Annotated in this window: 17 protein-coding genes and 1 other RNA gene; 13 read left to right on the top strand and 5 right to left on the bottom strand. The window is 28.5% G+C overall.

The window, feature by feature from the left end; translation table 11 throughout:
- Positions 1 to 44 precede the first annotated feature (44 nt).
- From OLM55_RS10205 to OLM55_RS10175, 7 genes are all read left to right on the top strand, one after another.
- Positions 45 to 893: a DUF2911 domain-containing protein gene (locus OLM55_RS10205; RefSeq protein ID WP_264558801.1), complete on the top strand. Its 849-nt coding sequence runs from the start codon at positions 45 to 47 to the stop codon at positions 891 to 893.
- Positions 894 to 1,015: 122 nt separating this feature from the next.
- A complete protein-coding gene (gene pyrR, locus OLM55_RS10200) occupies positions 1,016 to 1,558 on the top strand; it encodes a bifunctional pyr operon transcriptional regulator/uracil phosphoribosyltransferase PyrR (RefSeq protein ID WP_264558800.1) in 543 nt (180 codons plus the stop codon).
- A 22-nt stretch (positions 1,559 to 1,580) separates the two neighbouring features.
- Positions 1,581 to 2,507 carry an aspartate carbamoyltransferase catalytic subunit gene (locus tag OLM55_RS10195; protein WP_264558799.1) on the top strand — a complete coding sequence of 309 codons (927 nt, stop codon included), beginning with the start codon at positions 1,581 to 1,583 and terminating at the stop codon, positions 2,505 to 2,507.
- Positions 2,508 to 2,541: 34 nt separating this feature from the next.
- Positions 2,542 to 2,874, top strand: a complete 333-nt coding sequence (locus OLM55_RS10190) for a ribonuclease Z (protein ID WP_264558798.1) — start codon at positions 2,542 to 2,544, stop codon at positions 2,872 to 2,874.
- A gap of 39 nt (positions 2,875 to 2,913) precedes the next feature.
- On the top strand, positions 2,914 to 3,822 hold the full coding sequence (locus OLM55_RS10185; RefSeq protein ID WP_264558797.1) for a ribonuclease Z: 909 nt from the start codon (positions 2,914 to 2,916) through the stop codon (positions 3,820 to 3,822).
- A gap of 24 nt (positions 3,823 to 3,846) precedes the next feature.
- Entirely contained in the window at positions 3,847 to 4,491 is a 645-nt protein-coding gene (gene pdxH, locus OLM55_RS10180; protein WP_264558796.1) for a pyridoxamine 5'-phosphate oxidase, read from the top strand.
- Between the two features lie 153 nt (positions 4,492 to 4,644).
- Positions 4,645 to 5,142 (top strand): CAP domain-containing protein, encoded by a 498-nt coding sequence (locus OLM55_RS10175; protein ID WP_264558795.1) that lies wholly within the window; start codon positions 4,645 to 4,647, stop codon positions 5,140 to 5,142.
- A gap of 59 nt (positions 5,143 to 5,201) precedes the next feature.
- On the opposite strand, the gene OLM55_RS10170 is transcribed toward OLM55_RS10175, so the two are convergent.
- Together OLM55_RS10170 and dnaX are read right to left on the bottom strand one after the other, a co-directional pair.
- The gene (locus tag OLM55_RS10170; protein ID WP_264558794.1) at positions 5,202 to 5,777 is read right to left on the bottom strand and encodes a DNA polymerase III subunit gamma/tau; all 576 of its coding nucleotides are present in this window, start codon (positions 5,775 to 5,777) and stop codon (positions 5,202 to 5,204) included.
- Positions 5,778 to 5,836: 59 nt separating this feature from the next.
- Positions 5,837 to 6,922: a DNA polymerase III subunit gamma/tau gene (dnaX, locus tag OLM55_RS10165; protein ID WP_264558793.1), complete on the bottom strand. Its 1,086-nt coding sequence runs from the start codon at positions 6,920 to 6,922 to the stop codon at positions 5,837 to 5,839.
- Positions 6,923 to 7,054: 132 nt separating this feature from the next.
- On the opposite strand from dnaX, the gene rnpB reads away from it, so the two are divergent.
- Positions 7,055 to 7,384, top strand: an RNA gene (gene rnpB, locus OLM55_RS10160) — RNase P RNA component class A.
- 17 nt (positions 7,385 to 7,401) lie between these two features.
- A complete protein-coding gene (locus OLM55_RS10155) occupies positions 7,402 to 8,070 on the top strand; it encodes an FAD-binding oxidoreductase (RefSeq protein WP_264558792.1) in 669 nt (222 codons plus the stop codon).
- Here the strand turns inward: OLM55_RS10155 and OLM55_RS10150 are convergent, their stop codons facing one another.
- Genes OLM55_RS10150 through OLM55_RS10140 form a run of 3 tightly spaced genes read right to left on the bottom strand, consistent with a single transcriptional unit; the run spans position 8,071 to position 10,182 of the window.
- Positions 8,071 to 8,628 (bottom strand): RsmD family RNA methyltransferase, encoded by a 558-nt coding sequence (locus OLM55_RS10150; protein WP_264558791.1) that lies wholly within the window; start codon positions 8,626 to 8,628, stop codon positions 8,071 to 8,073.
- The gene (locus OLM55_RS10145) at positions 8,625 to 9,437 is read right to left on the bottom strand and encodes a DUF3822 family protein (RefSeq protein WP_264558790.1); all 813 of its coding nucleotides are present in this window, start codon (positions 9,435 to 9,437) and stop codon (positions 8,625 to 8,627) included. The genes OLM55_RS10150 and OLM55_RS10145 overlap by 4 nt, the downstream gene beginning before the upstream one ends.
- Positions 9,421 to 10,182, bottom strand: coding sequence for a hypothetical protein (locus tag OLM55_RS10140; protein WP_264558789.1), 762 nt, complete (start codon positions 10,180 to 10,182; stop codon positions 9,421 to 9,423). The genes OLM55_RS10145 and OLM55_RS10140 overlap by 17 nt, the downstream gene beginning before the upstream one ends.
- Positions 10,183 to 10,305: 123 nt before the next feature.
- Between OLM55_RS10140 and OLM55_RS10135 the strand changes: the two genes are divergently transcribed.
- From OLM55_RS10135 to OLM55_RS10120, 4 genes are read left to right on the top strand one after another with little or no spacing between them, the layout of a single operon-like run.
- Positions 10,306 to 11,727 (top strand): ATP-dependent DNA helicase, encoded by a 1,422-nt coding sequence (locus tag OLM55_RS10135; protein ID WP_264558788.1) that lies wholly within the window; start codon positions 10,306 to 10,308, stop codon positions 11,725 to 11,727.
- 46 nt (positions 11,728 to 11,773) lie between these two features.
- Complete coding sequence (kdsB, locus tag OLM55_RS10130; RefSeq protein WP_264558787.1) at positions 11,774 to 12,499, top strand: 3-deoxy-manno-octulosonate cytidylyltransferase; 726 nt, start codon at positions 11,774 to 11,776, stop codon at positions 12,497 to 12,499.
- Positions 12,500 to 12,527: 28 nt separating this feature from the next.
- On the top strand, positions 12,528 to 13,163 hold the full coding sequence (locus OLM55_RS10125) for a hypothetical protein (RefSeq protein ID WP_264558786.1): 636 nt from the start codon (positions 12,528 to 12,530) through the stop codon (positions 13,161 to 13,163).
- Positions 13,153 to 13,620, top strand: coding sequence for a hypothetical protein (locus tag OLM55_RS10120; protein ID WP_264558785.1), 468 nt, complete (start codon positions 13,153 to 13,155; stop codon positions 13,618 to 13,620). The genes OLM55_RS10125 and OLM55_RS10120 overlap by 11 nt, the downstream gene beginning before the upstream one ends.
- Positions 13,621 to 13,624: the final 4 nt, after the last annotated feature.

The raw sequence follows: 13,624 nt of genomic DNA, 5'->3' as shown, positions 1-13,624 counted from the left end.
CAAGTAAGAAATTATTAATTTCGTTGAATTAAAAAACAATAAAAATGAAAAAGATAGTATTAGCATCATTATTAATGGCAGGGATTTCAATTACAGCACAAGTAAAAACACCACAAGCGAGTCCGTCATCAAAAATTGAACAAGTTGTTGGATTAACTACAGTTGAAGTTAATTATTCACGTCCAAGTGCAAAAGGGAGAACTGTTTATGGAGAACTAGTTCCTTATGGAAAATATTGGAGAACAGGTGCAAATGAAAACACAACAGTAACTTTTAGTGAAAATGTTATGTTTGGTAAAAGTGAATTAAAAAAAGGAACATATGCTTTATTTACACTTCCTAAAGCAGATAGTTGGGATGTAATTTTTTATACAGATACTAACAATTGGGGATTACCTCAAGAATGGGATGATAAAAAAGTTGCATTAAAAGTTAATGTAAAGCCAGAAACTTTGAATAAACCTGTTGAGTCGTTTACTATTTCATTAAACAACTTAACGAATGATTCTGGTGCATTAGAAATTTCTTGGGAACGAACATTAGTATCTGTTCCATTTACAGTTCCTACTCAAGAAATTGCGATGAATAGTATTGAAAAAGCACTAGCTGGTCCTTCAGTTGGAGATTATTTTTCAGCTGCAAAATATTATTATGAGTCAGATAAAGAAATGACAAAAGCTTTATTATGGGTAAATAATGCCATTTCATTAACTCCTTCAGATAAAGAAGTACCATTTTGGTATTTAAGATTAAAATCTCTAATTCAAGCAAAATTAGGTGATAAAAAAGGAGCAATTCAAACTGCAAAATATTCTTTAGAAGGAGCAATTAAAGCCGGAAATAAAGATTATGAAAAAATGAATAACGACAGTATTAAAGAATGGTCTAAATAATCCTTTTCTTTTATTAATATTAAGTAAAGCCGATTCTTTAAATAGAATCGGCTTTATTTTTTTAGTAAATATCCATTATAGCGAAATAAATTTTTAAATTTGCTGAACCAACACAACTACAAATGAGTCAAAAAGTATTGCTAACTGCAAAAGAAGTCAATATCATTCTACATCGTTTGGCTTGCCAATTAATAGAAAATCATTTAGACTTTTCAAATACTATTTTAATAGGAATTCAACCAAGAGGAAAATATTTAGCGCAACGCTTATCTTCATTATTAAAAGAGGAGTATGGTATAAAATCTATCCAAGTTGGCTATTTGGATATTACCTTTTTTAGGGATGATTTTAGAAGAGGCGATAAAACATTAGAAGCTAATAAAACTGAAATTGATTTTGTAGTGGAAGATAAAAAAGTAGTGTTTATCGATGATGTACTTTATACAGGAAGAAGTATTAGAGCAGCATTAACAGCAATTCAATCTTTTGGAAGGCCTTCTGAAATTGAGCTTTTAACTTTGATTGATAGACGATTTAGTCGTCATTTACCCATACAACCCGATTATAGAGGAAGACAAGTCGATGCAATTAACAACGAAAGAGTTATTGTAAAATGGAAAGAAAATGAAGGAGAAGATTTGGTTTTAATCGAAGTAATAAAATAAGACACAACAACACACAACATAAATGAAAACTTTATCTGTAAATCATTTAATAGGAATAAAATACATCACAAAAGATGATATTGATTTAATTTTTGAAACTGCCGATCATTTTAAAGAAGTAATCAACAGACCTATTAAAAAAGTTCCTTCGCTAAGAGATATTACAATTGCTAATATTTTTTTCGAAAACAGTACAAGAACTAAATTATCATTTGAATTAGCTCAAAAAAGACTTTCTGCAGACGTCATTAGTTTTTCGGCAGCACAATCTTCAGTTAAAAAAGGGGAAACTTTAATAGATACTGTAAATAACATACTTTCTATGAAAGTAGATATGGTTGTTATGCGACATAGCAATCCGGGAGCAGCTCATTTTTTATCTCAAAATGTTAACGCAAGTATTATTAACGCTGGAGATGGTGCTCATGAACATCCTACACAAGCTTTACTAGATAGTTATACAATTAGAGAAAGTTTGGGAGAAGTAGCAGGAAAAAAAGTGGTAATTGTAGGTGATATTTTGCATTCAAGAGTTGCTTTATCTAATATATTTGCACTTCAAATGCAAGGAGCAGAGGTTAAAGTCTGCGGACCAAAAACACTTTTACCTAAACATATAGAGTCTTTAGGTGTTAAAGTTGAACCAAACTTAAGAAAAGCGCTTGAATGGGCAGATGTGGCAAATATGCTTCGCGTTCAAAACGAGCGATTAGATGTTAATTATTTTCCTTCTACAAGAGAATATGCGCAACAATATGGGGTTACAAAAGAATTATTAGATTCCTTAAATAAGGAAGTGGTTATTATGCATCCTGGTCCAATAAATAGAGGTGTTGAAATTACTTCAGACGTTGCAGATTCTTCACAATCGGTAATTTTAAACCAAGTTGAAAATGGTGTTGCTATACGAATGGCAGTTATTTACTTATTGGCATCAAAAATTAAATAATTATTCATAAATTAGCTTCAATAGATTAAATATTATGAAAGTAGAGCAAAAAGGTCATACAACGATTATAAAAGAAACTAAAGGAGATGTTAAAGCTTTTGTAGAAAATATTTCAAGTCAATATTCTACTTATGCTTCTCAAAACCTTATTTTAGATATTAGTCATGATAGTTCTATTAAAGAAAAAGATTTAGATATATTTAAAGAACTTTCAAAAAAGCATATTAAAGCAAAAAAATCTTTAGTTATTGTTGCAGATAATATCGATTTTAATAAAGTTACAAGTTCAATTATTGTTGTTCCTTCAGTACTTGAAGCACATGATATGATTGAAATGGATGAAATTGAGCGTGATTTAGGATTTTAAAATTGATAATTGTCAATTATCAATTATCAATTAAAAAAAATGAAACTTACTATATTAGGCTGTTATGCAGCTACTCCAAGAACAATTACCAATCCCACTTCTCAAGTACTTGAAATTAAAAATCAAATGTTTTTAATAGATTGTGGAGAAGGAACTCAAGTACAACTTAGAAAACATAAAATTAAATTTTCGCGCATAAATAGAATTTTCATTTCTCATTTACACGGCGATCATTTTTACGGATTAATAGGTTTAATCTCAACTTTTACTTTGTTAAATAGAGAAAACGACCTGCATGTTTATGGTCCAAAAGGAATTAAAGAAATCATTTTACTACAATTAAAATTATCAAATTCTTACACAGGATATAATTTATATTTTCATGAATTAGAAAGTAACGAAAGTGTTTTAGTTTTTGAAGATGATAATGTAACAGTTAAAACAATTCCTTTAAAACATAGAGTTTATACAAATGGTTATCTTTTTAAAGAAAAAAATACACATCGCAAGTTAAATATTGAAGCAGTTGAAGAATATAATATTGAAAAATGTTATTTTGCAAAAATTAAAAACGGAGGAAATATTACTTTAGAAAATGGTAAAGAAATAAAAAACGAAGAACTTACTTTTAGCCCAGAAAAAGAAAAAAGTTATGCTTTTTGTAGCGATACACTTTATAATGAATCAATTATTCCAATAATTAAAAATGTAGATGTTTTATATCACGAATCAACATTTTTAGAATCTGAAAATCATTTGGCATCTAAAACAATGCATTCAACAGCAAAAGAAGCTGCATTAATTGCTAAAAAAGCCAATGTTGGTACTTTGCTAATGGGACATTATTCTACACGTTATGGAGATATTTCTTTATTTAAAAAAGAAGGAGAAAGTATTTTTAAACCAATCCTTTTAGCTAATGATGGAAAGCAATTTAATTTTAGTTAATTAAAAATCAAAACATAATTAATCATGAAAGATTTAGGAAAATATAGAAAATCATACGAAAAAAGTGAATTAGTTGAGACTTCAATTCCTGAAGATCCAATTAATTTATTCCATAAATGGTTTCATGAAGTAGAAGATTTTGGAGGAGTTGATGAAGTTAATGCAATGACTGTTTCTACAATAGGTTTAGATGGATTTCCAAAAAGTAGAGTAGTGCTATTGAAAAAATATAATGAAGAAGGCTTCATATTCTATACAAATTATAATTCTCAAAAAGGGAAGGCTATTTTAAACAATCCAAATGTTTGTTTGTCTTTTTTCTGGACATCCTTAGAACGACAAGTTATTATTAAAGGAATTGCTGAAAAAACTTCAGAAATTATATCAGATAATTATTTCGATTCTAGACCAGATGGAAGTAAACTCGGCGCCTTAGCATCCTCACAAAGTGAAGTTATTCCAAATAGAGACTTTCTTGAAAATGAATTAAAAGAATTAGAACAAAAATTTGAAGGAAAACCTATACCAAGACCTAATCATTGGGGTGGATTTATTATAAAACCTATAGAAGTTGAATTTTGGCAAGGTCGTCCAAATAGACTTCATGATAGAATAGTTTATAAATTGTCAGAAAATTACGATTGGAATATCTTTAGGTTATCTCCTTGATAGTCAGTTTTTTAAATAAGTGTTAAAATTTTATGCATTTCATCGAATATATTTGCATGTTATCGTAGTTGTTGTACATTTGTCTTGAAAATCAAACAGTTAATCGATTTATTGATTACTGAAATTACAAAAAGACATTAAATGATGACGATTATGAAAAACACAAAATTTATCCTTTTTGCCCTAATTTTTTCAACATTTACCTTAACTTCTTGTTCTTCTGATTCAGAATCTGTTTCAACACCTACTGTAACAGAAACTCAGAAATCGTATTCTCACGATTCAATTGAATTAGAATTATTAGATTTAGTCAACACATATAGAGTTGATAATAATTTAAGTCCTTTAGAAATTATCGAACATATTTCGTATAAATCAGAAGAACATAATTCTTATATGATTGCAACAAATTCTGTAAATCACGATGGTTTTACAGAAAGAAAAACAAATTTACAACAAGTTTTAGGTGCTTATAGAGTTGGAGAAAATGTAGCATTTGGGTTTTCTACACCACAAGCTGCTCTTAATGCATGGATTGCGAGTACTGGTCATAAAGCAAATTTAGAAGGAGATTATACACATTATGGTATTTCTATTCGAATGGATCAAGAAGGAAGAAAATATTATACGAATATGTTTATAAAAAAATAGTATATTTTTAAAGTTAGTTGTAATAATAGAGCTCTGATAATTCAGAGCTCTATTATTTATTATACATCTAAATCAAAAACTTTCCTTAGTAATTCCATTGTAGGGTTTATACTTTTGAGCTTCTCATACTTATCATCTGGAGTAAAAGCATATTTTGTTTCTACCGTCTCATTTACTATTACTTCAATTGTAATGTCATGGTTATGAAGCTTTCCTCTTAAATAGCCTAAAAGTTCATTATTTCCGGCTTCAAATTCTATTTTTGTACTTTCATTTGGAAGTTCAATCGTTATTATAGGACAATTTAGAGTTGGTTTACTCATTAGCATATAAGTTGCCATTAGCCTTTTGTTTTGGTCAGCTAAACGTGCAGCAAATTTATTCCACAATAATAACATGTTAGTTTCAGAGAAAGTTTCTGTAGGTAATTCTCCATCGTGTTTAGTATGAATAAGTTGTTTTGCTTCTAACTCCTTTTTAGCTTTAATACTTGATAAAGATAAAGCCGAAATTTTTGTTTCAGACTTATTTTTATTTTCAGGAGTGATATTAGTTTTATCTAAAATAGGTTGTTTAACTTCTTCAACTATATTAGATACAATAATTGGTTGAATAGGGATTTCTTCATTTTTCACAACTTTAGAAGTCTGTTCTACAATAGAATAAGAACTATTTCTAAAATATGTAGCAGGAATTATATAGGATTTAGCTTTTTTTTTTCTCCATCAAAGTTGATAGAGGCAATTTGCATTAAGCATAATTCAACTAATAAGCGTTGATTTTGACTTTGTTTGAATTTCAAGTCACAATCATTAGCCAATTCAATTCCTTGAAGTAAAAATGATTGAGAAGCTTTAACAGATTGTTGTTGATACAATAATCTTGCTTGCTCACCAGATTCTAAAAGCACTAATGTTGCAGGATTTTGGCATACCAATAAATCTCTAAAATGCGAGGCTAAACCAGCAATAAAATGATGTCCATCAAAACCTTTGGCTAAGATATCATTATAAGAAATAAGCAATTCTGGAATTTTATTTTCTAATAACAAATCTGTTATTTTGATATAATATTCAAAATCTAAAACATTTAAATTTTCAGTAACTGCTTGCCTAGTAAGGTTATTTCCGCAATAAGAAACCACTCTATCAAAAATAGATAAAGCATCACGCATTGCACCATCTGCTTTTTGAGCAATAATATGCAAAGCATCATCTTCAAAAGTTACACCTTGTTCATTTGCTATTTCGGCTAAATGTTCTTTAGCGTCATTAACCGTAATTCTCTTAAAATCAAATATTTGACATCTCGAAAGTATCGTTGGTATAATCTTATGTTTTTCAGTAGTCGCTAAAATAAAAATAGCATGTTTTGGTGGCTCTTCTAATGTTTTAAGAAAAGCATTAAAAGCTGCTGATGAAAGCATATGAACCTCGTCAATAATATAAACTTTGTATTTTCCAGTTTGAGGAGGTATTCTCACTTGGTCAATAATACTTCTAATATCATCAACACCATTATTTGAAGCTGCATCTAATTCAAAAACATTAAATGAAAAATCTTCTAAAGGATCATCATAACCTTCTTGGTTAATTTTACGAGCTAGAATACGCGCACAAGTTGTTTTACCAACACCTCTTGGTCCTGTAAATAAAAGTGCTTGTGCTAAATGATTGGTTTCAATAGCATTTAATAGAGTATTTGTTATAGCACGTTGCCCCACAACATCTTTAAATGTTTGCGGACGATATTTTCTGGCTGATACTATAAACTGTTCCATTATTTCTATTGTTCTACAAATATAGATTTAATTTAAAGATTGTAAAATAGTAGAATTAAAAGATTACTAAAAGTTATTCACAAATAATATGAGAGAAATAGCATTAATGTGAATTCTAAATTTTAAATTTGCAAAGCAGACCGCCTTATCGTCGTTTCGATTCATCGAAAGGGAGGAAAGTCCGGACACCAAAGAGTAGCATAATGGGTAACGCCCATCCGCCGAGAGGTGAGGACAAGTGCAACAGAAAGTATGTACAGGTAATGCTGTAGTGAAACCAGGTAAACTCTATGCGGTGAAATGTCAAGTATATCAGCAATTTTTAGTTCGCTAAAATAAGGGCGACTCGTTCGATGCTGAAGGGTAGGCAGCTTGAGTTTTACAGTAATGTAAAATCTAGATAAATGATAAGGGTTTCAATTTATTGGAATACAGAATCCGGCTTATAGGTCTGCTTTTTTTAATTTTAAATCTTTTTTATGAGTAATCATATCGTTAAAGTAATTGAATCTAACTTCATTAACCATGATGTAAAACGTTTTGTAGTTGAAAAACCTAAAGATTTTGATTTTATTCCTGGACAAGCAGTAAATATTTCTATTAACGAACCTGAATGGAAAAATGAATTACGTCCTTTTACTTTTACTAATCAAAAAGAAACAAAAGATCTTGAATTTATTGTAAAAATATACAATGAACATAAAGGAGTTACCAATAAATTAGCCGGAATAAACAAAGGCGACGAATTAATTTTGCATGATATTTTTGGCGCTATTCACTTTGAAAAGCCAGGTATTTTTATCGCTGCAGGAACTGGAATTACTCCATTTTTAGCCATTTTTAGGGATTTATATAAGAGAAATAAACTTAGAGGAAATAAGCTTATTTTTGTAAATAAAACGTCTTTAGATATTATTGCTTTTAATGAATTAAACAGAATGTTTAAGCAAGATATTCTTCATGTTTTAACCAGAGAAGGTGTTGTGGGTTTTAAAGGAAAACGAATTGACAGAAATTTTCTTATTGAAAACATAGCGGATTTTAGTCAACATTTTTATGTTTGTGGCCCAACTGATTTTGTTCAAGATATATTAAGAATTCTAAAAGATTTAGGAGCTAGTTCTGACAGTTTAATTTTTGAAAGTTAATTACTCTTCTTCATCTGAAACTTCAAACTCAAAAAACGAAAAAGTGGTTCCACCATAACTTTTTGCAAATGAAAAGTACGGCATTTTTTCAAGTTTTGTATCTTTTGAATGTTCAATAATTAACATTCCTTCTTCATCTAACAAATTGTTCTCAAAAACTAAAGTAGAAATATTTTCAAATTGCTGTTGTGTTAACCCATAAGGTGGATCAGCAAAAACGATATCGAATGAACTTTTACAACGCTCTAAAAACTTAAAAGCATCACTTTTTATAGCTGTAATATCAAAGTCAAATTCTGTTGATATCTTTTTTATATAACTTACACAACCAAAATCACCATCAACACAAGTAATAGGAGCGCTTCCTCTAGATGCAAATTCATAACTAATGTTTCCAGTTCCTGCAAAAAGCTCAAGAATTTTTAATTCGGTAAAATTAAAATGATTGTTTAAAATATTAAACAAAGCTTCTTTTGCCATGTCAGTTGTAGGGCGAACGGGTAATTTTTTTGGAGCAGTTAAACGTCTGCCTTTGTATTTTCCAGATATTATTCTCATGCGTGAAAAAGGATAAAATGATTTCTTATTTCATCTTCTGATTTACCAAATGTAGATGGTAAAATAAAAGTGTCAAATAAATTACAATTTCTAATGTATTTATATGCTATTATAAAATAGTCAGAATCTTTAGAAATTGTTCCTAAAATTTTTACTGAAATAGATTCTGGATTCAATTGAAGTTGTTCAAAAGTAAATAAAATGTAATAAATAAAATCTTCAGGCGAACTGTATTCAAATGAGTTAAAAAAGATTAATTTATTTCCTTTTAGCACAATAATTTCAAAATAATTAGACTGAAAATGAATATAAACTTCTTTTTCGTGTAAAGAATTGTTCAAATTTAATAAACGTTCTACTAAAATAGAATTTTTATGCTTGTAATTAAATGAACTGTATTGGTCTAATAAGAAGTTGTTGATGTTTACATATGGAACATAAACGTTATTCATTTCATTTGATGAAATTGTATCAAAATTAAATAAATCAGTTTCAAAAACCTTAACATTATATTGTAAATAACTTCCTAAATATTTTTCGTCAAATAATGATTTTGGAACAAATGTATTTAAGTTGTTATCATGTAAAACAATAACTTCATCATAATTTTGAGTAAGAATAGGGTAATCAATAAATACTTTCCAAAGAGCTTCTTCAATAATACTATTTTTAGTAAATACAACAGACTGAACAGATAAAACTGTATTTGTAAGAAGGTCAAAGACACAAAAAGAAAGTCCACTCAAAGAAATTTGAATGGACAACTTTTTATAATTCTTTTGTGTAATATCGTTATTCGTTACTACCATATTTTTTAGGCCAGTTACCTGTTACTGAAGCTTCTTCTAAAGAACCTAAAATAATTTGGTCACCGTTAATTTTATCAATTCCTTCTACTTTATTTTCACTTGCTACTAAATCTTGATCTAAATCAGATAATAATAAGTTTTTGTCAATAATACATTGAAAAGTAGAAACTTTAGTTTCATTTCTAATAATACTAGACGTTTTCAAAGAAATAGGAACTACTAAATCACCAATTTTAACTTCTTTCATGTTTTTGTAGCGATTAGTATTTTTAAATAACGAATCTTTTACACTAACAGTTCCTAAAGTATCAATTTTTACAATATCTTTAAAGAAACCTCCTTCACCGGTTCCGTCTGTAGTTATACCAAAAGCAGCATTTTTTACAGCATCAATTACGATAGTATCTTTACGAGAAACAATTGAGAATTTTTCGTTTTCAATAAAACGAATCAACTCTTCAAAAGTATCTGCATATTTACCATAAACAGTTTTATAACCAGATTGTGCTTTTTTGATGTCAAGCAATTTATTAACAGCCATTTCATAACGATCAGCTTTTGCTTTTTCAAATTCGATAGGCTTCATTACAGAAGAATAAATTAAATATCCTAAGAATAATGAAACAATCCACAATACAACAGAAACAATAGTTCTTCCTTTTGGAGAGACAAATTTATCAATCAATTTTACTAATCCGAAGACTAATACAATCAAAACGACTAAATAAATAGCAAGTTCTAACATAAATAGTATATATTTTTTAGTTTAATAGGTACGCAAATCTACAATTTTTTTTTCTTCTTAAAAGAAATTCTTCTAAAAATCATCTGTATATTTGAAAAAATCTATAAGCCTAAACATCTTAAAATGACTTCTGCATTGTTTTACAAAACGTTACGAGATAAATTTCCTTTTAATCCTACATTAAAACAGGATATTTTTTTTCAAAAAATTGCAGAATTTGTCATTAGTAATAACAAAGATGAACTATTTGTACTCAAAGGTTATGCTGGAACAGGTAAAACCACGATCATTTCTACTTTGGTCAATTATCTTCAAAAAGCCGATAAAAAATATGTGCTTTTAGCTCCAACAGGTCGAGCCGCAAAAGTAATTAGTAATTATTCGCAAAAACCTGCTTTTACAATACACAAGCGTATTTATTTTCCGAAGAAAAGTAAGTCGGGTGGTGTTTCTTTTACATTACAACCTAATAAGTTTAAAAACACTATTTTTATTGTAGATGAATCTTCAATGATTTCTGACTCTTATCAGGAAACTAAACTCTATGAAAACGGTTCGCTTTTAGATGATTTAATGTTTTATGTCGATGCAGGTCAAAATTGTAAAATTATTTTTATAGGTGATACGGCGCAACTTCCGCCGGTAAATATGGAAGTTAGTCCAGCATTGAATAACGAAACATTATCAATGCATTTTGATAAAGAAGTTTATGGAATTGAACTAGACGAAGTAATGCGTCAAGAAGAGTTTTCCGGTATTTTGTATAATGCTACAGAACTTCGAGAATTATTAAAGTCTCATTTTTATGATGCTTTTAAATTTTCATTAAAAGATTTTAAAGATATTGTTCGCTTACAAGATGGTTACGATATTCAAGATGCAATTTATGATTCATTTGATAAAAATGGACCAGAAGAAACTGCTTTTATTGTTCGTTCTAATAAAAGAGCCAATCAATACAATCACCAAATTCGAACTACCATTTTATCAAGAGAATCAGAATTGTCTGCGGGCGATTTATTAATGGTGGTAAAAAACAATTATTTTTGGTTAAAAGATTCAAAAGATACCGATTTCATTGCAAATGGAGATATTATTGAGGTTTTAGAAATCTTCAAAATTAGAGAATTGTATGGTTTCCGATTTGCTTCTGTAAAAATCAGAATGATTGATTATCCCAACCAAATTCCGTTTGAAGTGGAACTTTTATTAGACACTATTACAAGCGAATCCCCATCATTAACGTATGATGAATCCAATACTTTATATAATGAAGTAATGAAAGATTATGAAGGCGAAAGTCAGTATAAAAAGTTCTTAAACGTTAAAAATAATCCTCAATTTAATGCGTTACAAGTAAAGTTTTCGTATGCTATGACCTGTCATAAATCCCAAGGAGGACAATGGCACACTGTTTTTGTCGAACAACCATATTTACCAAATGGTATTGATAAAGATTATATTCGTTGGTTATACACTGCAATTACTCGTGCTAAAGAAAAATTATACTTAATAGGATTTAAAGATGAATATTTTGAACAATAAAAAACAAAAACATTTTATCTTAGCATTTTAAAACAGACAAAGTCACATGAAAATCATCGCCGTTATTCCAGCTCGTTATGCATCTACACGTTTTCCTGCTAAATTAATGCAAGATTTAGGTGGAAAATCTGTAATTGTGAGAACGTATGAAGCTGCAATTGCTACAAATTTATTTGACGATGTTTTTGTAGTTACAGATTCTACCTTAATATATAAAGAAATTATTGCCCATAACGGAAAAGCAATAATGAGTATAAAAGAACATGAAAGTGGAAGCGATAGAATAGCGGAAGCAGTTGAAAATATTGACGTTGATGTTGTGGTAAATGTACAAGGCGATGAACCTTTTATCGATAAAAAACCATTGGAAGAATTAATTGAGGTTTTCAAAAAAGATAGCGATAAAAAAGTAGACTTAGCTTCATTAATGTTTCAAATTACTGATAAAGAAGAAATTAACAGTCCGAATAACGTAAAAGTTATAGTAGACCAACAAAATTTTGCCTTATATTTTTCGCGCTCGGTAATTCCTTTTCCAAGAGAAGAAAATGTAGGTGTTCGTTACATGAAACATATTGGAATTTATGCGTTTAGAAAACAAGCTTTATTGGATTTTTACAGTTTACCTATGCTTTCTTTAGAAGCTTCTGAAAAACTAGAACAACTTCGTTATTTAGAATATGGAAAGCGCATAAAAATGGTTGAAACAGCACACGGAAGTATAGGAATTGATACTCCAGAAGATTTAGAGAAGGCTAGGAAAATGGTTTAAGTTTAAAAAATAATTATGTTAATAAAAAATGAAAACAATTGCACTATTTTTAAGTTCATTACTATTTTTAAATTGCTCTTTAAAAAGAAATAATATTTATGGAAAATATTCTTGGGATGGTGGTTATGATGTTTTTGAATCAATTACAATTAAACCTGATAGTACTTTTATATTTGATTGGTATGCCGGATTAGCTGGAAATGGACAAACAAAAGGTAAATGGATAAAAGAAGGGAAATATTTAATACTGAATAGTGATATTCAACCAAATGAAAAACCAGAATATATTTTATTAAAAGAACTCGAAAAGCCTAATGATTCTATTGAATTCAAAATAGTTGATAGATATGGTCCAATTCAAGGCGCCAATTGTGTAACATTTATTGGAAATGATTTTATCGAAGGAAAAACTACAAATTCTTTAGGAGTAGTAAAATTTTCAAAAAATAAATTTGAAAAACTTCAAATTTCATTTGTTGGCTATAGTGATATAATTTATTATTTTAAATCATCAAACCTTAATTTCTTTGAATTTGAAATGTTAGAAAAGCAAGGATATTACTATTATTTTGTAAACGAAAAATGGAAAATTAAGAAAAATAGATTGTATAGTAAAAGAGTGAAATCGATGAAAAGTTTAGAAAAAAATTATTATGGAAAATAATTATCTTAAAAAAGATTATCTCTTAGTTGCATTTGGATTATCTGCTTGGTTAGCTATTTCTGGTTTTGCATATTCTGTTGAAATTTTGTTTGAAAATCTACTTATTCTAACAAATTTTGATAATAAATTTAAGTTTTGGTTTACCGATATACTTTTCAATATTTCAAATATTTTATCTTTTTATTTCTTCCTAAAGATAATTAAACCGAATGTTGATTATTTAAAATGGATAAAGTTTTTTATTATTCTTTATATCATTACTCAAGTATTTCAGTTTTTGTTCACTTCATATGTTGGTGCATACATTGTAGAAAATTATCATGAAAGTTGGGTAAATCAAACCGATTTTTATCTAAAATATACTTTTGGATTGATTTTAAAGCCAATAATTACTTATGTTAGATTAATAATTGTAAGTTTTCTATTTTATTCGTTTTATGAAAAAGCAGAAATTTAAAATT

It is taken from the genome of Flavobacterium sp. N2270 (assembly GCF_025947225.1).
Lineage (GTDB): Bacteria > Bacteroidota > Bacteroidia > Flavobacteriales > Flavobacteriaceae > Flavobacterium.
Note: the sequence above shows the minus strand (reverse complement) of the source record. Positions and strands in the feature narration are given on the sequence as shown.

What these genes read in the sequence shown, in the direction of transcription:
- OLM55_RS10195 (WP_264558799.1), top strand. Translation starts at nt 1,581, where the DNA reads ATGAAAACTTTATCTGTAAATCATTTAATAGGAATAAAATACATCACA.
- OLM55_RS10135 (WP_264558788.1), top strand. Translation starts at nt 10,306, where the DNA reads ATGACTTCTGCATTGTTTTACAAAACGTTACGAGATAAATTTCCTTTT.
- OLM55_RS10185 (WP_264558797.1), top strand. Translation starts at nt 2,914, where the DNA reads ATGAAACTTACTATATTAGGCTGTTATGCAGCTACTCCAAGAACAATT.
- OLM55_RS10205 (WP_264558801.1), top strand. Translation starts at nt 45, where the DNA reads ATGAAAAAGATAGTATTAGCATCATTATTAATGGCAGGGATTTCAATT.
- OLM55_RS10140 (WP_264558789.1), bottom strand. Translation starts at nt 10,182, where the DNA reads ATGTTAGAACTTGCTATTTATTTAGTCGTTTTGATTGTATTAGTCTTC.
- pdxH (WP_264558796.1), top strand. Translation starts at nt 3,847, where the DNA reads ATGAAAGATTTAGGAAAATATAGAAAATCATACGAAAAAAGTGAATTA.
- OLM55_RS10145 (WP_264558790.1), bottom strand. Translation starts at nt 9,437, where the DNA reads ATGGTAGTAACGAATAACGATATTACACAAAAGAATTATAAAAAGTTG.
- kdsB (WP_264558787.1), top strand. Translation starts at nt 11,774, where the DNA reads ATGAAAATCATCGCCGTTATTCCAGCTCGTTATGCATCTACACGTTTT.
- OLM55_RS10175 (WP_264558795.1), top strand. Translation starts at nt 4,645, where the DNA reads ATGAAAAACACAAAATTTATCCTTTTTGCCCTAATTTTTTCAACATTT.
- OLM55_RS10120 (WP_264558785.1), top strand. Translation starts at nt 13,153, where the DNA reads ATGGAAAATAATTATCTTAAAAAAGATTATCTCTTAGTTGCATTTGGA.
- OLM55_RS10125 (WP_264558786.1), top strand. Translation starts at nt 12,528, where the DNA reads ATGAAAACAATTGCACTATTTTTAAGTTCATTACTATTTTTAAATTGC.
- pyrR (WP_264558800.1), top strand. Translation starts at nt 1,016, where the DNA reads ATGAGTCAAAAAGTATTGCTAACTGCAAAAGAAGTCAATATCATTCTA.
- OLM55_RS10150 (WP_264558791.1), bottom strand. Translation starts at nt 8,628, where the DNA reads ATGAGAATAATATCTGGAAAATACAAAGGCAGACGTTTAACTGCTCCA.
- dnaX (WP_264558793.1), bottom strand. Translation starts at nt 6,922, where the DNA reads ATGGAACAGTTTATAGTATCAGCCAGAAAATATCGTCCGCAAACATTT.
- OLM55_RS10190 (WP_264558798.1), top strand. Translation starts at nt 2,542, where the DNA reads ATGAAAGTAGAGCAAAAAGGTCATACAACGATTATAAAAGAAACTAAA.
- OLM55_RS10155 (WP_264558792.1), top strand. Translation starts at nt 7,402, where the DNA reads ATGAGTAATCATATCGTTAAAGTAATTGAATCTAACTTCATTAACCAT.